This window comes from Silvania sp., from assembly GCF_051656365.1.
GTDB lineage: Bacteria > Pseudomonadota > Gammaproteobacteria > Enterobacterales > Enterobacteriaceae > Enterobacter > Enterobacter hatchlandensis.
On the sequence record NZ_JBOGBT010000008.1, the window covers coordinates 58,009 to 79,024 of the forward strand.

The following is a 21,016-nucleotide window of genomic DNA, read 5'->3' on the forward strand; positions in this document are numbered from 1 at the left end:
GGCTTTTTCTCCACTTTACCGGCTGCATCCGGTTACTCTTTTAAAATACTGGCCTCGCAACCATTGCGGGACCATCCATAACAATAACCACTCAGGCTTAATCTCTTGTTAGTGGATCCCCACAATGAGACGACAAGAGTGAAAAGGAGTAAAGCGGTCCGGGAGCGACATCATGACGGCGCCAGCGGATATCACATTTGCGCTCTTCGCCTGGCTTCGACCATGCAACAACATCGGCCACAGGCTCCGCTGCCAGAGCCACGAAGTCACCGCGAAACTTACGTAGTTCCAAAACAGCTACCTGAACTGCATAGGCGAAGTTGGCAGAAGGGCGGTTGCAATCAATTTCAGCATCGCGCTGCATATGAACTGCAACAGTCATCAGTTCATCCAGCTGTTCGCCGGTCATTGGTTTATTGGCTGTCATGATTATTTTCCTGCTGCAGTTTGTACTGGTTAACTAAGTGGGCCACTGCCTTTGACTGGCTGGTGACGATCCCGTTGAGACTGACGTTTTTTCCGCGATAAATTGGCACTGTGCCGATCTCTATCCCACCGAGGCTGACATGAAGAGTTTTCCCGCGAACTTCTGCGGTGGGGATAGGCTGTGACAGTCGATAGGTTTCGCGCGCTTCTGCGATGGCATTGTATTCGTCAATAATTGAGAGAGCTTCAGCCAGCGCTGCACCCTGGATGGTGAACACACCTTCGTCAATGATCTCTGACTGGGCCATCAGTTCAACGAAACTTCGCGCATTCTTGATGCTGAATCGTCCCAGACATCGCTAAACTTCATCCTCGAAACATCCCCCAGCCGCTGACCGGTTACCAAAGCCAGCAACATAGCGTTGCCCATACAGGGGGAACTTCACCTGCGTGTTGAGCCTCTTTGGAATTATCTCTCGCTTACGTTCTGCGGATGGGCTTGATAAATGCAGCTTAAATTACAAAGAATAAAATTACCCCTTAAATATGGTAGGTAAACCTGGCATTCAACTACAATCATAAAACCTTTTTCCTGAGGGGCCATGAAATGCTTGAGGGAAGGTTAGAAGGTATGCTCTGTGGAAAATGTTGTTTTGCGGTTTATGGCAAGGAAGAGTTTATTTGTAAGCTCATAGATTATCTCAAAAACAGCACTGCAGTGTCTTGCGATGTAAGATACATCGGTGGCCTGGATGTCATGGGTAGAATGAAAATAGCTGTAACAGGAAAGATTACAGAAAGTATGTCTCTGGCAGATTTCCAAACCGTTTTGATAAACTGCTATACACCCAGCAAATAAAACTCTCAAACCGCCTCCGGGCGGTTTTTTATTGTCATCACCTTGGGCAGAACCATTGTAATGGCTTAACCCTCACAGGGGATAATCATGATGTGCCATTACGCAAGATAGCAACACCGTAAAGGGGGATCGCACGTTAATGCCTGGTAACATTGAGCGCATGACCGCTTGAAGGGCGTCAGCCTTCAGTTTTGCAGTCTGCTTGATACCGAGCTTGAGCAAGTGATTGCTGTCCGCAATGACCCGGAAAAGCTGAGCTCTGAGCAGGCGAGTGAGATTTGTTAGCCATTGCAAAACTCATCTGCGGGCGGCCATAATTATGGCGTTTTAAGTAGTCATTAAGGTTTTTATTTAGTTAATAGGATTTATCCTGTTTAATTATTTTTTATTGAACGCATTAGTAATTATTTTTTTAGTCTATTTTCGTGAATCATCTCTACGTGTGTTGGTGGTTGATTGTGCTTTTTATGTGTGCATCGTGAGTTTGTTTATACATGAAATTGTCTATTTTGCATTTTTAAATTTCCATAGAGATTATTCTGGCAAAACAATCTACACTTAAATAGTCAATGCCTTGATAAGAAAATTAAGGAAGAGATTATTGATTTATAGGTCAATGTATAACTCCTCAGGATAGCACCAGAGTAAAATGCCACGGCCGATAAACAATATTAACCAAAGGCCATGTGGACACATGGCCTTTCCTTATTGTGTTAGCGAGTCGCGTCTTCGCGTGCTAGCCTATTTTTCAAGGATATGGCTGATTAATCTGTTCGAACTGGCATCGAGAGAATTAATGAAAAAATTTATAGTCTTCTTTAATTCACAATCTGCAGAGATCGTTCGGACTCTGGAGGGTGTAACTGCCATTAAGCGAAACTATCCTAACGGTGAAGAGGTTCATCTTCCAATATCGCTTGCCGGGATTCACTCAGTTACAGGAGATCAAATTGAAATATATGTCGCTTCGGATAGGGAACTCTGCCTGGATGAGGTTGAAAACGCAGCAAATAAATTTCTGGAGCCAATTTAAACCTTGATTATTTAAAAAATTATGTGCTTCAAGCGAGGTTTAATTGATTTGTAACGGGGTGTGGATACATCTTATGCTAGCATTAAATTATGGTGAATCCCCCTAAGCGGTGGGGCTAATTAACCTGATGACTCTTCTTCATTGACGCTCATCGTGAACGACTGAAGCAGCGGGTCATGGGTGGTTAATCCAATGGCTCACCGGGAGGCACCCGGCACCATATGCCAAAGCCCTTGCGTATATGTAGGGGCTTTTTTATTGCCATCAACGTGAGCAAAACTAACGTTGTAAGGGTGCCATGTGAAGAAATTTGCTAGCGAACCCTATGAGCATGCAGCATCTGCATTATCGGTAGTCTATAATTTTTATACAGTTATGGTTAAGGACAGTTCATCAATAATTGTCACCTTGCTGGAGAACCTGAACAGTAAATGAATCAGAAGAGGTAAAAATGAAAGTTGAAGCTCTGACGCAAAAAGCAGAAGAAGATATTGCCGCGCTGATAGCAAAAAAAATATCAGAACTTCAAAAAAAAACCGGAAAAGAAGTTTCTGAAATTCAGTTTGTTGCTCGCGAAACAATGACAGGTCTTGAAGGTTATGACGTAAAAATTAAACTTCTTTAATCTCATCCTCTAAAGACAAGGTCGCAACAGCGGCCTTTTTATTGCTTCGCATGTGCATCAATGCAATTGACATGCATTATCGTTTGCGGGTCCTTTCCGGCATATCGTCCGTAACGGGGCGGCGACCTCGCAGATTTGCGCTGTTTATGAAAATTTCCGGGTATTTAGACAGGCAACGGTGAGGCCTTAAAAACTGTGTATTCTCCGTTATCGTTTCCTAACCCTGTTGTTAGCCTGGCGCGAGCTGCGGAAGTGAAAAAAAACCTTTATGAGATTCTCGGCTTCCGCGTCCGCACGATTTAGTACTGGCAGGGCCAGGGTATGCCGGTAGCGCGAGGTGGTTGGAAGGGAATGAAGTTAAGTCTGGTTTGCAGAAGTAATCGGTTCTTTTTCACCTCCTTCAATCCCAGGAACTACTGCTCCGTTATATGGAATGGTTCGAAACCGCAGACCCGATCGTTAAAGGTATTAACGGTGCGATTAATGCTAAAACCGTAACTTACGATTTCGAACGTCTGAGGAAAGTCGCTAAGCTACTGAAATATTATGAGTTTGGTGACGCGTTCATCAAAATATGTAATCCAGATTCTGGGTTGTATGCGAACGTGAGCCTGATGAGTCCCGTTTTTTTGCACGCTATTAGTGACGGCCGCACTGGAGGAACACCTATGATCGACATCGCAACGCTTCAAAACATGGCTGCAGGAGCGTCGTCAGACGTCACTCCCGTACAGCTCACCGACCTCGCCGCTGAGCTTCTGACCGCCCGCCAGCAACTCACTCAGTTTAAAGAGCAGCTAGCCAAAGAAATCCAACTTCCTTTCACCAGTGCCAGCCCGGTATGCGATATCGAAGCCGGATACGCGGCAGGCGTCAACGACAGTAAAGAGGCGATTCGCCGCGCTGGATTTTTGATAGAAGGGGATGACTAAGGCGTAAAACCCGGCAGGACGCCGGGTTTGCTCACATCAAAACCAGTTGAATTTGTCAGAAAGAATGACCACTAACGAACTGGCACATACAAGGTTAATACAAATCACGAATCTGCTGGATACGTTCATGTTATCGAAACCAATACTGCTATGTTGGAATTGTGTTAACAATCCTAATAGCAAATGGCATATCGATCAAATCGGGCCAGTGAAGAGACAAAAAAAAGCCCACATAACGTGGGCAAGAAATACTGGAAGCAATGTGAGCAATGTCGTACTGAATACCTGAGTGATTTGCTCAACTATTCAGTAATGAGAAAGATAATATTTCTCATTGAAGGATGCAACCCCATTTTTTATGTGGCTTGCAGATTCGCGTAATATTCCGAAATATTCGGTGTGATGTTTGTCACAAACTTGCTTTTCTGAATCCTGTGCTAAGCTTTGTGTGTACTTGATTTAATGACAAAAACCATACGGAGAGGAAAACGATGGGAATTTTATCCTGGATTATCTTTGGGCTTATTGCGGGGATTCTGGCTAAGTGGATTATGCCGGGCAAAGATGGCGGTGGCTTCTTTATTACGGTCATCCTGGGGATCATCGGTGCCGTGGTCGGTGGCTGGATCAGCACCCTGTTAGGATTTGGTCGGGTGGATGGCTTTAACTTCGGCAGCTTTGTCGTGGCGGTGATTGGTGCCCTGGTGGTGCTGTTTATCTACCGTAAAGTGAGAAGCTAACCTACGCTTTTGTGAATAAGACCGCCAGTACTGGCGGTCTTTTCATATGGCTTACCACCAGCCGAGCTGGCTGCCGACAACGGCCGCGATGGCGACAATCAGCATTATAATGGTTGTTTTTCTCATTTATCCCCCGGGCGCTGCGTAACCGCCGACAAAAAACCACGTTAAAAAAACGACCGCCGTGATAAAAATGACGATCGGGAAGAGAATACCAAGCCGCATGCGATCACCTGTCCTGAAATAAAAAACCCGTCGAGTGTACGGGGTTAATCGACATTGAGAAAGGCGGTTTTGCGTTTGCCTTTTTTCTCAGTGTACATCGCCGCATCCGCAGCCCGCAGTGCGCTGTCGGCATCGTGTATTGTCGGGTCCACTTCCACCATGCCCAGGCTGGCACCGGGGTAGACAATGTGCACATCTCCCAGCCAGTATTCCCCCGCAATTCGCGCACTAAGCTGGGTTTTTAGCAGGGTTAATGGGGTGTCAGTCCCGCTTTGCTGATCCCGGCTGAGGCTGGCCACCATAAATTCGTCCCCACCCAGTCGACCAACGATCTCGTCGTCACCCCGTCCGTCATTCAACCGCTTACCCACCTCGACCAGAAACTGATCGCCGGTTTCATGGCCGAAACGGTCGTTGATAAGCTTGAAATCATCCAGATCGATATAGGCAATAATGGCGTTGCGATTGAGATGGCGCGCCAGCGAAAAGAGGGTACTCAGATTATCGAAGATGGCCCGGCGGTTCGGCAGGCCGGTGAGCGCATCGGTATATGAATAGGCTATTAGCGCCGCATTGGCCTCGCGCAGCTGATGCACCAGCGACTCTTTATGAATGTACTGGCCAATGAGTCCGGCAAAGAGTTTCAACACCTGCTCACCGCGTTCACTCAGATTCTGTCGACGGCTGCTGGCGGCGCACAGGGTGCCGTACAGAGAACCATCTGCCAGATGAATCGGAATGCTCATGTAGCTGGTGATGTTCAGCGCTTTTGCCGCGTCGCAGTCTCCCCAGCGTTCGGCCACTTCGTTGCTGAAAAAACAGTCAGAATCGATCGCGCGTTTACACAGAGTCTCGCCCCAGGGCACGCTTAGCCCTTCCGGGATCTGCATATGCTTGCTGTTGCGGGCATACAGGATATGTTGCAGGCGGGCATTGATGTCGACTTTGGTGAGGTAGGTCGACTCCATGTCGGTGACCAGTTCGAGCATTTCGAGCAGCTGGCGCACCAGGCTCTCCAGAGACTGCTCGGTTGCGAGAGTTTCTGAAACACGGGCAAGAATAATATCCGACATGACGCTGCGCAACTCCCCTACAGAAGACCTTTGTACCTGACTGTTTTGCTGAAAGATTCAACTCCGAACAACAGTAAAACATGAATCATGAAAATTTTATATATTCCGGGTGGAGACGACGGATTATGGCGGGAAAAATATGCTGTTAAAGGGCTTACGCGTGAGGGCTCCCTGGTGACACGAAAAGTTGGCTGATATACACTCCGCATTAAGAAAATTCCTGGAATCTCAGTCATCCAAAACGAGGAAATATGTTTCAGTTAAATCCGGGCAGCCTGGCGATGATCATCGGTGCCCGCACGCCAGCAGGGCGTCGCAATATCGGTAAATCCGTCGAGCTGTTTGGCCTCTGCCAGCCTGGGCAGCGTTTTTTGAACCCGGTTAACGGCGTGATGACCGAGCTGCCGCCTGCAGCCGATCGCGCACTGTGGCTGGTGACCGGCAACGTGTTTGCGTTTGATAACCAGCACGGTTTTGCGTTTGTCCGCCCGGAACATCTGCTGCCGCTTACCCCTGAAGACTCGCCGGAAATCCTCGACGCGCTGATGCTGGAGTGACCTACAGCTGGCGGAGCCAGTCGGCTAATACGAGGGCGTGATTCTGCTCGCGGTCTTTCGCGCCATACAGCAGCGTCACGGTCTGATGCGCAGCCAGCGTGGCAATGCGCTGGCCCTCGTCCTGATGGTGAGCAAGTTCAGCGCGATAGGCCTCGCTGAAATGGGCAAAATCGAGCACTTCGCTATGAAATGCTTTGCGCAGCTCCGTTGACGGGGTCAGGATCTTGCACCACTCATCGCACGCCAGCTCGCTCTTTTTGATCCCCCGCGGCCAGAGGCGATCAACCAGGATCCGGTACCCATCCTCGCGGCTGGCGTCGTCATAGACTCGTTTGCACTGAATCATTCTCTTGCTCCTCAACCCAGGCGATAAGCGCCGGGAGCTGCATGTCGGAAAATACTTCGATGCCATGCTCGCGAAGCAGGGCTGCGGCGACGCCCATCCCGGCGCGGCGCTGTCCGCTAAAGCTGCCGTCATAAATCACCTGACTGCCGCAGGTTGGGCTGCCGTCGGTTAACAGCGCTGCGCGGCAGCCCCCGTCCAGGGCGGCGCGCAGCGCCAGCCATGCGGCAAGCTGATAATGCGCCGTGACATCGCTGCCGTCACTTTCCAGGATGCGCGCCTTGCCCGCCATCACCTCGTCGCCGTTGGCATCAGAGATTTCGGCAGGCAGACGGGGAACCGGCAGCCCGGCGGCAAGCTCAGGGCAATGTACCACCAGCCGGTCTTCTTCACGCCAGCGTCGAAGCTGGGCATTGAGCTGCGCTTTAGCACTGGCGTTGTAGCGAACCTGATGCCCCATCAAACAGGCGCTGACCAGAATTTTTGTTTTCATTATGGTTTATACGTTCCGCAATGCAGGATCACCACGCTATCACACTTTGGCTGCGACTTTTTGCCCACGCAATTTAAGGTGTTGTGATATCAACGAAAGATCGGTAGTGTGAGGCGCCTTATGTTATCAGCTATTTCTCTGGCATAAGGATCCTTGTATGGAACTCTCCGCAGTAAAAGATACGCTCCGAATTGCGCTGGTCGGTGACTATAACCCTGACGTTTTAGCTCACCAGGCGATCCCCCTGGCGATTGATGATGCCGCTGCAGTGCTGGACGTCACGGCCGATTACGACTGGCTGGCGACCACCGAACTGACCAGCCCGGAAGACCTGGTCGGCTACGATGCTATCTGGCTGGTTCCGGCAAGTCCGTATAAAAATACCGACGCCGCATTCATCACTGCCCGCTATGCCCGCGAAAACAGCGTGCCGTTTCTCGGCACCTGCGGCGGATTCCAGCACGCGCTGATTGAGTATGCCCGTAACGTGCTGGGCTGGCAGGATGCGGCCCATGCAGAAACCGACACCGAAGGTCGGATGGTGATTGCCCCGCTGGCCTGCTCGCTGGTGGAACAATCCGACACCATCGAACTGCGCGCCAACACCCTGATTGCAAAAGCCTACGGGCAGCACGAGATTGAAGAGGGCTATCACTGCAACTACGGCGTCTCGGCGGAGTTTGCGCTGGCGCTGGAAAAGGGCGATATGCGCGTCACCGGCTGGGACAACCAGGGTGAGATCCGCGCAGTAGAGCTGGTCACGCACCCGTTTTTTGTCGCCACGCTGTTCCAGCATGAGCGAGCTGCACTGGCAGGGCGCCCGGCACCGCTGGTCCAGGCGCTGCTGCGCGCCGCGCAGAATTAGTTTGCAGAGGGTTTACTCTGGCGCGATCTCCCGGTCGCGCCCGGCCAGAACGCCGCAGACCGCCATCACCACCGCCGCCAGCGCACAGGCCAGCAGCGGGATGCGCCAGTCGCCCTGGGTATCGTGGATTTTGCCCATCAGCGGCGGTCCGCAGGCGGCTAGCAAATAGCCGACCGACTGCGCCATCCCGGACAGTGCCGCCGCCTGGTGCGCCGAACTGGCGCGCAGGCCAATAAAGGTCAGGCCGAGGATCATCGTTGCTCCTGAGCCAAAGCCAAAAATCAGCGTCCACATCACCGCCTGGTCAGGCATAAACCACAGTCCCGCGGCACTCACCGCACACATTAATGCCGCCAGTCCGGCAATGCCGCGCTGATCCTTCACCCGGATCAGGATCAGCGGCACCGCAATGCCCGGTGCCGCCGTCGCCAGCTGTAGCAATCCGTGCAGGGAACCCGCCTGGGTTTCGCTGTAGCCGTGGCTCTGGAGGATCGCCGGCAGCCAGCCGATAATCACATAATAAATCAGCGAGTTAATCCCCAGGAACAGCGTTACCTGCCAGGCAAGGGCGGAATGCCAGATGCCACGGTTATGCAGCGCGCGGGCACCGCTCAGGGAACCGGTTGGGCGCTGACGCCACTGCGGCAGCCACAGGATCAACGCCAGCAGCGGGAAGGCCATCAGTATCAGCAGCGCCCCGTGCCAGCCTGCGCCGCCAAGTGCCACGGGCACCACCAGCGCAGAGCCCAGCGCGGCGGCTGCCCCCATCGTCAGGGAATAGGCCCCGGTCAGCTTTGCCACCTGACCGGGGAAATCGCGTTTAATCAGCCCCGGCAGCAGCACATTCCCCAGCGCAATCCCGCAGCCAATCACCGCCGTCCCGACAAACAGCAGCGTGGCGTGAGGCAGGGAGCGCAGCGCGATCCCGATAATTATCAGCAGCAGGGCGATAAACAGGCTGCGCTCCATGCCGATCCGGCGGGCAACGCCTGCTGCCAGCGGGGAGATCAGCGCGAAGGCCAGCAGGGGAAGGGTGGTCAGCAGTCCGGTCTGCGCCGTGGTTAACCCATAATCGCTGCGGATGGCGTCGAGCAGCGGCGCGGTGCCGGTAAAGGTGACCCGCAGCGTGGTGGCAATCATCAGGATCCCGGCAATCAGCAGTGCGTGTTGTTTACCGGTGGCAGGCATGGCAGTGGTCATGATTTTCTCTTACGTCGAAATGAGCCCACAGGATACGTGTTTTCTGCGTGGATGAAATCAAGCTAAAATGACAGTTAATCGCTAATATCGGACAACATGATGATTGGACTTGGTCTTGAGGGTTACGATCCTGACAGCCAGCACGATGCGGCGGTGGCGTTTCATGTGCGGGTGGTGGAGGACGAACAGCGCATTCCACGACATCAGCATCGTAAGGGGCAGCTGATCCTGGCGCTGCACGGAGCCATCACCTGCGAGGTGGATAATGCCCTGTGGATGGTGCCCCCGCAGTACGCCGTCTGGATCCCCGGCCAGCTGGCGCACAGTAACAAAGCCACCCCCAGCGCCAGACTCTGCTTTTTGTTTATTGAGCCTGGCGCGGTGACGCTGCCGACGCGCTGCTGCACGCTAAAAATTTCGCCTCTGGTGCGGGAGCTGATCCTGACGCTGGCCGAGCGCAGCCTGGATCCGCTGCAGCCTGCCACCTTGCGACTGGTAGACGTGCTGTTTGATGAGCTGCCACGACAGCCGCAGGAGCAGCTCCAGCTTCCGGTATCGCCACACCCCAAAATTCGCCTGATGAGTGAAATGATGGCCGAGGCACCCGCCGCCTGGCAGACGCTGCACCAGTGGGCGCAGCATTTTGCGATGAGTGAGCGCAATCTGGCCCGATTGGTGGTGAGCGAAACCGGACTCAGTTTTCGGCGCTGGCGGCATCAGCTCCAGCTGATAGTGGCCCTGCAGGGGCTGATTAGCGGCCAGTCGGTGCAGCAGGTGGCGCAGGCCCTGGGCTATGACTCAACCACCGCGTTTATCACCATGTTTAAGAAGGGGCTCGGCGAGACCCCGGCCCGCTACATCGCCAGTCTCGCTACGACTTCCCGATAAATAGCGACACCAGCCCGGCGGCAATGAGCGGCCCGACCGGCACGCCACGAAACAGCGCCACGCCGAGCACGGTGCCAACCAGCAACCCTGCGACCAGCGTCGGTTGGGAGCTCATCAAGGTCACCCCGCGTCCGCCTAGCCAGGAGACAAACACGCCCACGGCGATAGCGATCAGGGATTTCCAGTTCATAAAGGCATGGATCAGGGTGGACGCCGGAAGCGTGCCGCTGGCGATCGGCGCCATCACGCCAATGGTCAGGATGATAATGCCGACGGTGAGACCCTGTTTTTCAATCCACGGGAAAAAGGTGTTGAGTGGGGTTACCCGCACAATAATCAGCACCAGAATGGAAATGGCGACGGTGGTGTTGTGGCTGACAAAGCCCAGCGCGGCGAGGCCCAGGAGAATGAGCAGGGTAGGATCAAACATGTTGTATTCCTTGCCAAAAAATGAAAAGTAAGCCTGCTTACTTTACGCCCTCGACCGCCGGGAAACAGGGGGTTTATACAAAAAATGTGCTGATTTGGGCGAATGCCCGACGCGAGGGAGGTGGGAGTGTGGCAGATAATTGGAAACAATCATTTCATGGATTTATTAATAGCTGCCTATATAATATTTAAATTGCCTGACAATTATTGATATTTAACCTGTTATTATTTTTAAAATTATTAATTTATTACCCGGGAGAGCCTATGAACAGGAAGTTCACAGAGATTGATGAAACCATCCGCGGATTAAACGCGTCGACGGATGCGCATTTTAAATGGTTAGTGAAAATATTACGCTTTATTGCTAATCATGACATTGATTTACCGGAAATCACCTGTGATGACGCCCACCAGCGCTGTGAGTTTGGCCACTGGATTAATACCCGATTACAGGAAGAACGGGAAGGGAAAAACTTCGTGTTGGATATCAGTAAAAAGCATATTCGGGTACATCAGGCTTGCCGCAATATTATTACCGCCATCAACGACAAATGCCAGACCGATGCCGTATTTAACGTATTTGAACAGTCGCTGCTGGCATTTACTGAAGCCTTAACCACTTATAAGGTGCATCTGCTGCAGTTGCGGACCAGTTATGACGCGTTGACCGGATTGCCGCTGCGCCGGATCCTCGACGAATCGTTTACCAGTATGAATAATGAGCTGGGTGCCGAGGGGCTGTACTTATTATTGCTGGATGTCGACCATTTTAAAAAAGTGAATGATACTTACGGGCATCTCAACGGTGATATTGTATTGCGTTCGCTGGCCATGAATATGAGTAATAACATTCGCCGGTCTGCATCGATGTATCGCTACGGTGGCGAAGAGTTTATTGTTGTGCTGCATGCCAAAGACGATCGCGAGGCCGTCACGATTGCCGAGCGTCTTCGCCACGACATTGCAGAACTGGAAATGGTTGCCGGAGAGCATATTATTCGGATTACCTTTACCGCTGGCCTGACGCGTATTCATCCCGACGAAGTGCTGCGTGAGGTGCTGGAGCGAGCGGATCAGGCGTTGTATATCGGTAAAAAAAGTGGCCGTAACTGCACGCAGTTGATTAATCAACGGCTGGAAACGAAAAAATTCAGTGGCTAAACGAAAGCAGCCAGGAAATTAATCACTGGCTGCTTTCGTTTTCAACCCCTTTCTGCAGGTCTTATTCTCTTCACTAATCGTTGTTCCTCTTCATTCTCCCCGGCAAAATTTCGGCCTGTCTCATGTGCCTGCTCGTTACGGTCATTCTCTGAACTAAGGGATTCGTTCTTTGCAGCGGTACACCCCCTAACGTTAAGCCCAGGTACCGTAATGAAAAAAGACATTTTTGCCCCTCATCCGCTGGCGTGGTCGCTGCTGGTCGCGATCTCGTGTTCGACGCTTGCCGCAGAAAAAAACGCCGCTCCGCTGCCAGAGGATGACGATGTGATTACCGTCACCGCGCCGGTGCTTTCGCCCCTTGAGGTGGTGACTTCGCCGAAAGCGCCCCGCCAGCCGGTGCCGGCCAGCGACGGTTCCGACTACCTGAAGACCATTCCGGGGTTCAGCCAAATCCGCAACGGCGGCAGTAATGGCGACCCGGTTTTTCGCGGGATGTTTGGCTCACGTCTGCGCCTGCTCACTAACGACAGCGAAATGCTCGGCGCCTGCCCGTCACGGATGGATGCCCCAAGCTCGTACATCTCGCCCGAAAGCTATGACCTGCTGACGGTGACCAAAGGGCCGGAGACCGTACTCTGGGGGCCTGGCAACTCCGCCGGGACGGTGCGCTTCAACCGCGAACCGCCGCGCTTCGATAAAGCAGGACTCGAGGGTGACGCCAGCTTGCTGGCTGCCTCCAACGATCGTTTCGATGAGAACGCCGACGTCAGCTTTGGTAACGAGTCGGGCTATGTACGCCTGAACGGCAACAAATCAAAATCCGGTGATTACAAAGACGGCAATGGCGATCGCGTAGCCTCGAAGTGGGATAAATGGAATACCGACCTCGCCATCGGCTGGACCCCGGATGCCGACACGCTGCTGGAGCTGACCGCCGGGCAGGGCGATGGCGACGCCAGCTACGCCGGACGCGGAATGGACGGTTCCCAGTTCAAACGCGAAAGCCTGGGCCTGCGCTATAAGAAAGACAATATCGGCGAGGTGTTCGACTCGCTGGATATGAGCGTCTATTACAACTATGCCAACCACATCATGGATAACTACTCCATGCGCTCGCCGGGTACGATGTCCGGCGGTATGCCGATGGGCTCGATGGATATGTCGATGCCGATGGAGAAACAGGTCGATCGCCGCACCGTCGGCGGCAGGATGATGGGCACCTGGCTGTGGCTGGATTACCAGCTGCAAAGCGGCGTGGATATGCAAACCAACACCCATCGCAGCAATGAGGACGACCAGGATGCAGGCTGGCAGGAGGATGCCCGCTTCCACGATTACGGCGCATTCAGCGAACTGACCTGGAATGCCACCGACCTGAGCAAAGTGATTGGCGGTGCGCGTCTGGATAAGGTCGAAGTGGATAATTACACCGGCGTGGGCAGCGACAGCCGCGAAGACACTTTGCCTGCGGGCTTTTTACGCGTGGAGCATAACCTCGGTACGGCACCGGCGATGGTTTACGCCGGGTTGGGCTACACCGAACGTTTCCCGGATTACTGGGAGCTGTTTTCACCGACGTATGGACCGGACGGCACCTCGGACGTATTCGACAACCTGAAGCCTGAAAAAACCACCCAGTTGGACATCGGTGCCCAGTATAAGGGCGAACGCACAACCGGCTGGATCTCCGCTTACGTCGGGCGCATCAACGACTACATTCTCTTTATCTACGATCCGGACGACAGTCACGTCAGCCAGGCGGACAACGTCGATGCCACCATCATGGGCGGCGAAATGGGAACCTCGTATCAGCTGAACGACCAGTGGAAAACCGACGCCACGCTGAACTACGCCTGGGGCCAGAACACCGACGACCACCAGCCGCTGCCGCAGATGCCGCCGCTGGAAGCGCGTCTCGGTCTGACGTGGGAGAACGAGAGCTGGAGTTCGACCGGGCTGCTGCGCATGGTCAGCCCACAGCATCGGGTGGCGATGAACGAAGGAAACGTGGTGGGGAAAGACTTTGACCAGAGCGCCGGGTTTGCGATTGTCTCCGCCAATGCGGCGTATAAAGTGAATAAGAACCTGAAGCTGAGCAGCGGAGTGGATAACCTGCTGGACAAGGCCTATAGCGAGCACCTTAACCTGGCCGGGAACAGCAGCTTTGGCTACTCATCGGGCACCCCGGTAAACGAGCCAGGCCGTACCTTCTGGGCAAAGATGAACGTGAACTTCTGACCAATGTGACGCCGCCGGTCAGTGACCGGCGGCGGGATTAACTGTTGCTGGTGGCAGATTGCTTATGGAACAGCTCTCTGAACACCGGATAGATATCATCCTGGTCGCGAATGTGCTGCATCGCGAAGTTATCAAACGTGGTTTGCAGATGCTCATACTCACGCCACAGCGTCTGATGGGCGCGGCGGGTGATCTCGATATAGCTGTAATAACGCACCACTGGCAGGAGTTTTTTAGCCAGAATTTCATGACACAGCGGTGAATCATCTGCCCAGTTATCACCGTCCGAAGCCTGCGCGGCATAGATGTTCCACTGCGCCGGGTCATAACGCTCTTTCACCACTTCATCCATCAGCTTCAGGGCGCTGGAGACGATGGTGCCCCCGGTTTCCTGCGAGTAGAAGAACTCGTGTTCATCCACCTCTTTTGCCTGGGTATGGTGGCGGATATAGACCACGTCCACGTTCTTATAGGTTCTGCTGAGGAACAGATACAGCAGAATATAAAAGCGCTTCGCCATGTCCTTGGTGGCCTGATCCATTGAGCCGGAAACGTCCATCAGGCAGAACATCACCGCCTGGCTGGAGGGCTCCGGACGTTTCTCGTAGTTTTTGTAACGCAGGTCAAAAGTGTCGATAAACGGCACGCGCTCAATCTTCGCCCGCAGCTCAGCGATCTCTCTGCGCAGACGTTCCTCTTCCAGCAGCTGCGCGGGCTCGCTGTTCTCAATGATACCCAGGCTGGCTTCCAGCTCGCGGAGTTCGCGCTTTTTGCCCGCCGTCATCGCCGTGCGTCGCGCCAGCGAGTTCTGCAACGAACGCACCACGCTGATGTTGGCCGGTACGCCGTTGGCCGTATACCCTGCGCGGTGGGTTTTGTACTCATTCAACTGCCGGTGCTGGTTTTTCTTCAGATTCGGCAAGGCCAGATCTTCGAACAACAGATCCAGATACTCATCCTTGGAGATTTGAAACACAAATTCGTCCTGACCTTCGCCGTCCTGGCTGGCCTGGCCTTGACCACTTCCGCCGCCGCCCCCGCCGCCTTGTGGACGTTCGATGCGGTCGTTCTGCACAAAGTGATCGTTACCCGGATGAACGCGATGGCGTAAGCCGCCTCGCCCCTGATGAAAAATCGGTTCGCTGATATCGTCCGTCGGGATAGAGACGGACTCCCCACTGTTTACGTCGGTTACCGAACGCTTATTAATGGCCTCGGAGATCGACTGTTTGATTTGCGCTTTATAACGACGCAAGAAGCGCTGGCGATTCACCGTGCTCTTGTTTTTGCCGTTAAGACGCCGGTCAATAAACCAGGTCATATGCCCCCCGTACTGCATTTGCCAACTTTCAGTGCCCGTAAGTGCCGGGGGCATTTCGCTTACCCGGCCTACGGAACATTGTTGTACGCCCGGCAAGCCATGTGCCGCCGGGCTTTTTGGGCTGTTATGACGATTTACGTACGCGCAGATACCATTCGCACAGCAGGCGAACCTGTTTGCGGGTGTATCCTTTCTCCATCATACGGTCGACAAAATCGTCGTGCTTTTTCTGCTCGTCGGTTGAGGTTTTGGCGTTGAACGAAATAACCGGCAACAGCTCCTCGGTATTGGAGAACATTTTCTTCTCAATAACAGTGCGCAGTTTTTCGTAGCTGGTCCAGTTCGGATTACGTCCGCTGAAGTTCGCACGGGCACGCAGCACGAAGTTGACGATCTCGTTACGGAAGTCTTTCGGGTTACTGATCCCGGCAGGCTTCTCGATTTTTTCCAGCTCGGCATTCAGCGATTCACGGTCAAACAGCTGGCCGGTATCCGGGTCGCGATACTCTTGATCCTGGATCCAGAAATCCGCATAGGTAACGTAGCGGTCAAAAATGTTCTGCCCGTACTCGGAGTAAGATTCCAGGTAGGCGGTCTGGATCTCTTTGCCGATAAACTCGGCGTATTTCGGGATCAGATAGCCTTTGAGGAACTCAAGGTAGCGTTCAGCCAGCTCTTGCGGGAACTGCTCGCGCTCAATTTGCTGCTCCAGCACGTAGAACAGATGCACCGGGTTCGCCGCCACTTCAGTATGGTCAAAGTTGAACACGCGGGAGAGGATTTTAAACGCAAAGCGCGTGGACAACCCGTTCATCCCTTCATCGACCCCGGCGTAATCGCGATACTCCTGATAGGACTTCGCTTTCGGGTCGGTGTCTTTCAGGCTTTCACCGTCATAGACGCGCATCTTCGAGTACATGCTCGAGTTTTCAGGCTCTTTCAGGCGCGACAGGATCGAGAAGCGCGACAGCGTTTCCAGGGTTCCCGGGGCGCATGGGGCATGCACCAGCTCACTGTGGTTAAGCAGTTTTTCGTAAATTTTGATCTCTTCAGAGATCCGCAGGCAGTAAGGCACTTTGACAATGTAAACACGGTCAAGGAACGCCTCGTTATTCTTGTTGTTACGGAAGGTGACCCATTCCGATTCGTTCGAGTGGGCAAGGATAATGCCGTTAAATGGCAGGGCGGAAATCCCCTCCGTCCCGTTGTAGTTACCTTCCTGAGTGGCGGTCAGCAGCGGATGCAGCACCTTGATTGGCGCTTTAAACATCTCGACGAACTCCATCACCCCCTGGTTGGCACGGCACAGCGCCCCGGAATAGCCGTAAGCATCCGGATCGTTTTGCGCGTGGTTTTCCAGTTTACGGATGTCCACTTTACCGACCAGTGCAGAGATATCCTGGTTGTTCTCATCACCCGGTTCTGTTTTGGCAATCGCAATCTGTTCAAGAATGGACGGCCAGACCTTCACCACGCGGAATTTGGTAATATCCCCGCCGAAATCGTGCAGGCGTTTTGCGGCCCACGGCGACATGATGGTGCCAAGATAGCGACGCGGAATGCCGTACTCTTTATCCAGAATCTGCGCATCTTCCTGAGGGTTAAACAGGCACAGGGGATGATCGTTGACCGGGCTGCGTTCACCGTTAGCGCTAAGCACGTAAATAGGCACGCGCTGCATTAACGATTTCAGACGCTCCGCCAGCGAGGATTTACCACCGCCTACCGGACCCAACAGATACAGGATCTGTTTCTTCTCTTCCAGGCCTTGCGCCGCATGCTTCAGATAGGAAACGATCTGCTCGATGGCATCTTCCATGCCGTAAAATTCTTCAAACGCCGGATATCGGGCAACAACCCGATTCGAAAACAGACGGGAAAGCCGGGGCTCCTGGGCAGTATCAACCATATTCGGCTCACCAATAGCCATCAATAGTCGTTCTGCCGCGTTGGCATAGGCACTGCGATCTTGCCGACAGATGGTAAGAAACTCCTGCAGTGTGAACTCTTCGTCCTTGGCAGCTTCATAGCGCTGGCGATAGTGATCGAATATATTCATGGCATGCCGTCCTTTCGTTTTTTAGCACAGGAAAAGAGCCGTTCATATGAGTAGTAGAGGCTCCCGGAAGCGGGATCCCTTACACCTCACTGCCAGAGCAGCAACCCGTATGCCAGATCGGGCGCTAAAACTGCGGGGTGATCGGGTATTCAGCTTCTTAAAATTAAGCGTAGATGGCATTTGCAAAACTTGCCTGCATGCAAAATCTAATTTCAATGACATATCAATAACTCATCCAAAAATTCAGCCTTATCCTGAATGGCAAACCCCGCGCCTTCGTCAAACTGTCATCCTGCTGACCGCGTTTCGTCATCTTTCGTGCACAAAATGACCGGTTGGTCAAATTGATTAGCCTGCAAAAAAGTTTTGAGATAGGGAGTAAAGGGCGGTTACACTCCATTCGCTGATTATTTGACTACAGGAAAAAAGGATTGTGACCAAACTCAAACATCTGGCATTGGGCGTTCTCGTTGCCGCTTCAGTGGGGGCCGCTCATGCGGAAAACCATTGGTCCGTTGGCGCAGGCGTCGGCGTGATTAATAGCCCGTATAAACAATACGATCGCGACGTGTACCCGGTTCCGGTTATTACCTATGAAGGGGATAACTTCTGGTTCCGTGGACTGGGTGGGGGTTACTACCTGTGGAATGACCAGACCGACAAACTGTCGATCATGGCCTACTACTCGCCACTGCACTTCAAGCCGGGAGACAGCGACAGCTATCAGCTGCGTCAGCTCGACAAACGTAAGAGCACCATGATGGCGGGCCTCTCTTATGTCCATAACACCGAGTATGGCTTCCTGCGCACCGCGCTGGCGGGAGATACCCTCGACAACAGCAACGGCTTCATCTGGGATCTGGCGTGGCTGTACCGTTATACCAACGGTGGGCTGACTCTGACGCCGGGGATCGGTGTAGAATACAGCAGCGAAAACTACAACGACTACTACTACGGCGTGTCGCAGCGTGAAGCCAATCGCAGCGGTCTGAACAGCTACAACGCCGACGATGGCTGGAACCCATACCTCGAGTTGACGGCAAGCTATAAATTTGCCACCGACTGGAATGTGTACGGCACAGGCCGTTACTCGCACCTGAGCGATGAAGTAAAAGACAGCCCGATGGTCGATAAGTCCTGGGCCGGACTGTTGTCTGTGGGCGTGACCTACAGTTTCTGATTGTGCATTTTTATAGTGCATTCTGTGCATCACAACGGGGCGCTTGCGCCCCGTTTGCATTACGGTGGAGCAGACAAACCAGGAGAACGTGATGAGCGAAAAAACCGTGACCTTCGGCGACGGCGTTGTGCTTCCGGCTATCGGGCAGGGCACATGGTATATGGGTGAGCAGGCGGGTCAGCGCCGTCAGGAAGTGGCTGCCCTGCGGGCGGGCATCGATCTCGGGCTGACGCTCATCGATACCGCAGAAATGTACGCCGACGGCGGGGCAGAAGAGGTGGTCGGCGAGGCGATCAAAGGCCAGCGCGATAAGGTATATCTGGTCTCCAAGGTTTATCCCTGGAATGCGGGCGGGCAAAAAGGGATTGCCGCCTGTGACGCGAGCCTGCGTCGCCTGGGCACCGATCGTATCGACCTCTATCTGCTGCACTGGCGCGGGAATTATCCGCTGGCGGAAACCGTCAAATTGATGGAGACCCTGCAACAGCAGGGCAAGATAGGCCGCTGGGGTGTATCAAATCTGGATTACGCAGATATGCAGGAGCTGGGGCAGGTGCCGGGCGGTCATCACTGCGCCACCAATCAGGTGCTCTATCATCTGGCCTCACGCGGTATCGAGTACGATCTTCTGCCGTGGTGTCAGCAGCAGCAGATGCCAGTCATGGCTTATTGTCCGCTGGCGCAAGCCGGGCGTTTACGCACCGGGCTGATGAATCATCCGGTCGTACAGGCGATTGCGCAGGACTACAACGCCAGTGCGGCGCAGGTGCTGCTGGCGTGGGTTGTCAGCCACCAGGGCGTGATCGCCATTCCAAAAGCCTCCTCAATCGAGCATGTGGCAGAAAATGCGGTTGCGCTGACAATTTCGCTGTCCGCCGAGGCGTTATTACAACTGGATCAGGCCTTCCCGGCTCCGGGGCAGAAAACGGCATTAGATGTGGTGTGAATTCATGTTAATGCCCTCTCCGGGAGGAAAGGGCAATTGCGCGGGGATTAACGCTTCACAATGTGAATTGTCTGTCCCAGACGTGAAGGCTGTGCTTCACGTGTGGTTTGCGGCTCGCTGACGCAGGCAGTTTCTACGCACACGAAGGTTTTGTATCCGTCATCCGGTACGTCACCCATGCTCACCGACAGCGCCGGGCCCGGGTTCCAGCCGACCACATTGCTGTGATGCTGGTGGATGACTTCAATGCTGCGGTTAAGCGCCGCATCATGAATCACGCTGCAGGCTTCCGGGTTCAGATAAACGCGGTCAGTACGATCCGGGAAGGCCTGAGTGCCGTCGCTCAGATTGCCCTCTTTGGCGTTATTCACTTTATCGATAAAGGTATCGCCCAGACCGCTCACCGTTACCGCCGCAATATCACCCACGTTGAAGTAAGTGTGCAGGGCCGAGGTGGTCTCAAATTCGCCGTGCGCTTCCAGTTCAATTTCGCAGGTTTTGCCCAGCGTAAAGTGCGCATACAGGGTGAAGTCGTGTGGCCAGAGCTGACGTGTCTCATGGCTGCTTTGCAGTTCAAAGGTCAACGCCACGCCGGAATTGTCTTCGCTATGGTTTTTCAGCGTCCACGGAAGGTTGCGGGCAAAACCATGGGACGGTAAACCCTGTTCAGCCGCCGGGCCAAACCACGGCCAGCAGATGGGCACGCCGCCGCGAATGGCTGCGCCTTTCTTAAAGGAGGTAATGTCACTCAGCCACAGGTCTTCGACTTCACCTTCTGGCTGCCAGGAGAGCAGATGCGCGCCATGCAGGGCGACGGAAGCCTTGACCTGCGGGTGATCGACAACGATGACTTCAGCATCATCAATCTGACGGCGGGAGAGCACAGGGGTAAGTTGTTCGACTACCGGAAGTGCAAAAATTTTTTTAATCATTACGCAATCCTCTGTCTTTTAAAGCCATAAAAAAAGGCGACCGAGGTCGCCTTTTTGGGTCAGAATCTCCAGAACTTATTTGGAGATGTGAGCGACCAGGTCCAGTACTTTGTTAGAGTAACCAGTTTCGTTGTCGTACCAGGAAACCAGTTTAACGAAGTTGTCGTTCAGTGCGATACCGGCTTTAGCATCGAACACAGAAGTGCAGATTTCGCCGTTGAAATCGGTAGAAACAACGTCATCTTCGGTGTAACCCAGAACGCCTTTCATTGGGCCTTCAGAAGCCGCTTTGATTGCTTTCTTGATTTCTTCGTAAGACGCTGCTTTTTCCAGACGAACGGTCAGGTCAACTACAGACACGTTTGGAGTTGGAACGCGGAACGCCATACCAGTGATTTTACCGTTCAGCTCTGGCAGTACAACGCCTACAGCTTTAGCAGCACCGGTAGAAGAAGGGATGATGTTCTGAGCTGCGCCGCGGCCGCCGCGCC

Annotated in this window: 24 protein-coding genes and 3 pseudogenes; 13 read left to right on the forward strand and 14 right to left on the reverse strand. The window is 53.5% G+C overall.

Annotated features, from left to right (window positions below):
- Positions 1-97: 97 nt before the first annotated feature.
- The 3 genes and pseudogenes from ACRDD5_RS01255 to ACRDD5_RS01265 form a co-directional block, all read right to left on the reverse strand.
- Entirely contained in the window at positions 98-427 is a 330-nt protein-coding gene (locus tag ACRDD5_RS01255; protein WP_438675673.1) for a hypothetical protein, read from the reverse strand.
- Positions 414-734: a hypothetical protein gene (locus ACRDD5_RS01260; protein ID WP_438675674.1), complete on the reverse strand. Its 321-nt coding sequence runs from the start codon at positions 732-734 to the stop codon at positions 414-416. The genes ACRDD5_RS01255 and ACRDD5_RS01260 overlap by 14 nt, the downstream gene beginning before the upstream one ends.
- A gap of 14 nt (positions 735-748) precedes the next feature.
- Positions 749-856, reverse strand: a pseudogene (locus ACRDD5_RS01265) (hypothetical protein); the annotation flags it as partial.
- A gap of 177 nt (positions 857-1,033) precedes the next feature.
- Between ACRDD5_RS01265 and ACRDD5_RS01270 the strand changes: the two are divergent.
- From ACRDD5_RS01270 to ACRDD5_RS01290, 5 genes and pseudogenes are all read left to right on the forward strand, one after another.
- Entirely contained in the window at positions 1,034-1,285 is a 252-nt protein-coding gene (locus tag ACRDD5_RS01270; RefSeq protein ID WP_438675675.1) for a hypothetical protein, read from the forward strand.
- A 694-nt stretch (positions 1,286-1,979) separates the two neighbouring features.
- Positions 1,980-2,318: a hypothetical protein gene (locus tag ACRDD5_RS01275; protein WP_438675676.1), complete on the forward strand. Its 339-nt coding sequence runs from the start codon at positions 1,980-1,982 to the stop codon at positions 2,316-2,318.
- Between the two features lie 451 nt (positions 2,319-2,769).
- Positions 2,770-2,943, forward strand: a complete 174-nt coding sequence (locus tag ACRDD5_RS01280; RefSeq protein WP_200142449.1) for a GnsA/GnsB family addiction module toxin — start codon at positions 2,770-2,772, stop codon at positions 2,941-2,943.
- 410 nt (positions 2,944-3,353) lie between these two features.
- A pseudogene (locus tag ACRDD5_RS01285) lies at positions 3,354-3,515 on the forward strand (NADP-dependent isocitrate dehydrogenase); the annotation flags it as partial.
- Positions 3,516-3,611: 96 nt separating this feature from the next.
- The gene (locus tag ACRDD5_RS01290) at positions 3,612-3,875 is read left to right on the forward strand and encodes a hypothetical protein (RefSeq protein ID WP_438675692.1); all 264 of its coding nucleotides are present in this window, start codon (positions 3,612-3,614) and stop codon (positions 3,873-3,875) included.
- A gap of 36 nt (positions 3,876-3,911) precedes the next feature.
- On the opposite strand, the gene yncL is transcribed toward ACRDD5_RS01290, so the two are convergent.
- Positions 3,912-4,004: a stress response membrane protein YncL gene (gene yncL / locus ACRDD5_RS01295; protein ID WP_271283898.1), complete on the reverse strand. Its 93-nt coding sequence runs from the start codon at positions 4,002-4,004 to the stop codon at positions 3,912-3,914.
- Between the two features lie 362 nt (positions 4,005-4,366).
- Here yncL and ACRDD5_RS01300 point away from each other — a divergent pair, with 362 nt between their 5' ends.
- On the forward strand, positions 4,367-4,615 hold the full coding sequence (locus ACRDD5_RS01300; protein WP_271283897.1) for a GlsB/YeaQ/YmgE family stress response membrane protein: 249 nt from the start codon (positions 4,367-4,369) through the stop codon (positions 4,613-4,615).
- Positions 4,616-4,741: 126 nt separating this feature from the next.
- On the opposite strand, the gene ACRDD5_RS01305 is transcribed toward ACRDD5_RS01300, so the two are convergent.
- Entirely contained in the window at positions 4,742-4,840 is a 99-nt protein-coding gene (locus tag ACRDD5_RS01305; RefSeq protein WP_250588998.1) for a YoaK family small membrane protein, read from the reverse strand.
- 44 nt (positions 4,841-4,884) lie between these two features.
- The gene (locus tag ACRDD5_RS01310; protein WP_438675677.1) at positions 4,885-5,913 is read right to left on the reverse strand and encodes a sensor domain-containing diguanylate cyclase; all 1,029 of its coding nucleotides are present in this window, start codon (positions 5,911-5,913) and stop codon (positions 4,885-4,887) included.
- Between the two features lie 251 nt (positions 5,914-6,164).
- On the opposite strand from ACRDD5_RS01310, the gene ACRDD5_RS01315 reads away from it, so the two are divergent.
- On the forward strand, positions 6,165-6,470 hold the full coding sequence (locus ACRDD5_RS01315) for a hypothetical protein (protein WP_271283895.1): 306 nt from the start codon (positions 6,165-6,167) through the stop codon (positions 6,468-6,470).
- 1 nt (position 6,471) lies between these two features.
- Here the strand turns inward: ACRDD5_RS01315 and ACRDD5_RS01320 are convergent, their stop codons facing one another.
- Positions 6,472-6,816 carry a DUF488 domain-containing protein gene (locus tag ACRDD5_RS01320; RefSeq protein WP_271283894.1) on the reverse strand — a complete coding sequence of 115 codons (345 nt, stop codon included), beginning with the start codon at positions 6,814-6,816 and terminating at the stop codon, positions 6,472-6,474.
- Entirely contained in the window at positions 6,791-7,306 is a 516-nt protein-coding gene (locus ACRDD5_RS01325; RefSeq protein WP_271283893.1) for a DUF523 domain-containing protein, read from the reverse strand. Before ACRDD5_RS01325 ends, ACRDD5_RS01320 begins: the two co-directional genes overlap by 26 nt.
- A 157-nt stretch (positions 7,307-7,463) precedes the next feature.
- Between ACRDD5_RS01325 and ACRDD5_RS01330 the strand changes: the two genes are divergently transcribed.
- Complete coding sequence (locus ACRDD5_RS01330) at positions 7,464-8,171, forward strand: CTP synthase C-terminal region-related (seleno)protein (protein WP_438675678.1); 708 nt, start codon at positions 7,464-7,466, stop codon at positions 8,169-8,171.
- Between the two features lie 12 nt (positions 8,172-8,183).
- Here the strand turns inward: ACRDD5_RS01330 and ACRDD5_RS01335 are convergent, their stop codons facing one another.
- Positions 8,184-9,371, reverse strand: coding sequence for a CynX/NimT family MFS transporter (locus tag ACRDD5_RS01335; protein WP_438675679.1), 1,188 nt, complete (start codon positions 9,369-9,371; stop codon positions 8,184-8,186).
- Positions 9,372-9,467: 96 nt separating this feature from the next.
- Between ACRDD5_RS01335 and ACRDD5_RS01340 the strand changes: the two genes are divergently transcribed.
- Positions 9,468-10,259, forward strand: a complete 792-nt coding sequence (locus tag ACRDD5_RS01340; protein WP_438675680.1) for an AraC family transcriptional regulator — start codon at positions 9,468-9,470, stop codon at positions 10,257-10,259.
- Here the strand turns inward: ACRDD5_RS01340 and ACRDD5_RS01345 are convergent.
- Complete coding sequence (locus tag ACRDD5_RS01345; protein ID WP_250589005.1) at positions 10,243-10,689, reverse strand: DUF441 domain-containing protein; 447 nt, start codon at positions 10,687-10,689, stop codon at positions 10,243-10,245. The two genes, ACRDD5_RS01340 and ACRDD5_RS01345, sit on opposite strands and share 17 nt — an antisense overlap.
- A gap of 263 nt (positions 10,690-10,952) precedes the next feature.
- On the opposite strand from ACRDD5_RS01345, the gene ACRDD5_RS01350 reads away from it, so the two are divergent.
- The gene (locus ACRDD5_RS01350) at positions 10,953-11,849 is read left to right on the forward strand and encodes a diguanylate cyclase (RefSeq protein WP_438675681.1); all 897 of its coding nucleotides are present in this window, start codon (positions 10,953-10,955) and stop codon (positions 11,847-11,849) included.
- Between the two features lie 210 nt (positions 11,850-12,059).
- The gene (locus tag ACRDD5_RS01355) at positions 12,060-14,087 is read left to right on the forward strand and encodes a TonB-dependent copper receptor (RefSeq protein WP_438675682.1); all 2,028 of its coding nucleotides are present in this window, start codon (positions 12,060-12,062) and stop codon (positions 14,085-14,087) included.
- A 37-nt stretch (positions 14,088-14,124) separates the two neighbouring features.
- On the opposite strand, the gene ACRDD5_RS01360 is transcribed toward ACRDD5_RS01355, so the two are convergent.
- A complete protein-coding gene (locus ACRDD5_RS01360) occupies positions 14,125-15,408 on the reverse strand; it encodes a YeaH/YhbH family protein (protein ID WP_271283888.1) in 1,284 nt (427 codons plus the stop codon).
- Between the two features lie 124 nt (positions 15,409-15,532).
- Positions 15,533-17,467: a protein kinase YeaG gene (gene yeaG / locus ACRDD5_RS01365; RefSeq protein ID WP_438675683.1), complete on the reverse strand. Its 1,935-nt coding sequence runs from the start codon at positions 17,465-17,467 to the stop codon at positions 15,533-15,535.
- A gap of 433 nt (positions 17,468-17,900) precedes the next feature.
- On the opposite strand from yeaG, the gene ACRDD5_RS01370 reads away from it, so the two are divergent.
- The gene (locus ACRDD5_RS01370) at positions 17,901-18,647 is read left to right on the forward strand and encodes a MipA/OmpV family protein (RefSeq protein WP_271283886.1); all 747 of its coding nucleotides are present in this window, start codon (positions 17,901-17,903) and stop codon (positions 18,645-18,647) included.
- A gap of 91 nt (positions 18,648-18,738) precedes the next feature.
- A complete protein-coding gene (locus ACRDD5_RS01375; protein ID WP_438675684.1) occupies positions 18,739-19,593 on the forward strand; it encodes an aldo/keto reductase in 855 nt (284 codons plus the stop codon).
- A gap of 47 nt (positions 19,594-19,640) precedes the next feature.
- Here ACRDD5_RS01375 and ACRDD5_RS01380 read toward each other — a convergent pair whose 3' ends face one another.
- A complete protein-coding gene (locus ACRDD5_RS01380) occupies positions 19,641-20,525 on the reverse strand; it encodes a D-hexose-6-phosphate mutarotase (protein ID WP_438675685.1) in 885 nt (294 codons plus the stop codon).
- Between the two features lie 75 nt (positions 20,526-20,600).
- Positions 20,601-21,016: pseudogene (locus ACRDD5_RS01385) on the reverse strand (type I glyceraldehyde-3-phosphate dehydrogenase); the annotation flags it as partial.

Bases quoted from the DNA above. Each gene is read 5' to 3' on its own strand.
- ACRDD5_RS01325 (WP_271283893.1), bottom strand. From the start codon at position 7,306: ATGAAAACAAAAATTCTGGTCAGCGCCTGTTTGATGGGGCATCAGGTT.
- ACRDD5_RS01375 (WP_438675684.1), top strand. From the start codon at position 18,739: ATGAGCGAAAAAACCGTGACCTTCGGCGACGGCGTTGTGCTTCCGGCT.
- ACRDD5_RS01270 (WP_438675675.1), top strand. From the start codon at position 1,034: ATGCTTGAGGGAAGGTTAGAAGGTATGCTCTGTGGAAAATGTTGTTTT.
- ACRDD5_RS01330 (WP_438675678.1), top strand. From the start codon at position 7,464: ATGGAACTCTCCGCAGTAAAAGATACGCTCCGAATTGCGCTGGTCGGT.
- ACRDD5_RS01320 (WP_271283894.1), bottom strand. From the start codon at position 6,816: ATGATTCAGTGCAAACGAGTCTATGACGACGCCAGCCGCGAGGATGGG.
- ACRDD5_RS01260 (WP_438675674.1), bottom strand. From the start codon at position 734: ATGGCCCAGTCAGAGATCATTGACGAAGGTGTGTTCACCATCCAGGGT.
- ACRDD5_RS01350 (WP_438675681.1), top strand. From the start codon at position 10,953: ATGAACAGGAAGTTCACAGAGATTGATGAAACCATCCGCGGATTAAAC.
- ACRDD5_RS01355 (WP_438675682.1), top strand. From the start codon at position 12,060: ATGAAAAAAGACATTTTTGCCCCTCATCCGCTGGCGTGGTCGCTGCTG.
- ACRDD5_RS01280 (WP_200142449.1), top strand. From the start codon at position 2,770: ATGAAAGTTGAAGCTCTGACGCAAAAAGCAGAAGAAGATATTGCCGCG.
- ACRDD5_RS01310 (WP_438675677.1), bottom strand. From the start codon at position 5,913: ATGTCGGATATTATTCTTGCCCGTGTTTCAGAAACTCTCGCAACCGAG.
- ACRDD5_RS01300 (WP_271283897.1), top strand. From the start codon at position 4,367: ATGGGAATTTTATCCTGGATTATCTTTGGGCTTATTGCGGGGATTCTG.
- ACRDD5_RS01345 (WP_250589005.1), bottom strand. From the start codon at position 10,689: ATGTTTGATCCTACCCTGCTCATTCTCCTGGGCCTCGCCGCGCTGGGC.
- yeaG (WP_438675683.1), bottom strand. From the start codon at position 17,467: ATGAATATATTCGATCACTATCGCCAGCGCTATGAAGCTGCCAAGGAC.
- ACRDD5_RS01255 (WP_438675673.1), bottom strand. From the start codon at position 427: ATGACAGCCAATAAACCAATGACCGGCGAACAGCTGGATGAACTGATG.
- ACRDD5_RS01315 (WP_271283895.1), top strand. From the start codon at position 6,165: ATGTTTCAGTTAAATCCGGGCAGCCTGGCGATGATCATCGGTGCCCGC.
- ACRDD5_RS01335 (WP_438675679.1), bottom strand. From the start codon at position 9,371: ATGACCACTGCCATGCCTGCCACCGGTAAACAACACGCACTGCTGATT.
- ACRDD5_RS01380 (WP_438675685.1), bottom strand. From the start codon at position 20,525: ATGATTAAAAAAATTTTTGCACTTCCGGTAGTCGAACAACTTACCCCT.
- yncL (WP_271283898.1), bottom strand. From the start codon at position 4,004: ATGAACGTATCCAGCAGATTCGTGATTTGTATTAACCTTGTATGTGCC.
- ACRDD5_RS01340 (WP_438675680.1), top strand. From the start codon at position 9,468: ATGATGATTGGACTTGGTCTTGAGGGTTACGATCCTGACAGCCAGCAC.
- ACRDD5_RS01360 (WP_271283888.1), bottom strand. From the start codon at position 15,408: ATGACCTGGTTTATTGACCGGCGTCTTAACGGCAAAAACAAGAGCACG.
- ACRDD5_RS01290 (WP_438675692.1), top strand. From the start codon at position 3,612: ATGATCGACATCGCAACGCTTCAAAACATGGCTGCAGGAGCGTCGTCA.
- ACRDD5_RS01305 (WP_250588998.1), bottom strand. From the start codon at position 4,840: ATGCGGCTTGGTATTCTCTTCCCGATCGTCATTTTTATCACGGCGGTC.
- ACRDD5_RS01275 (WP_438675676.1), top strand. From the start codon at position 1,980: ATGGCCTTTCCTTATTGTGTTAGCGAGTCGCGTCTTCGCGTGCTAGCC.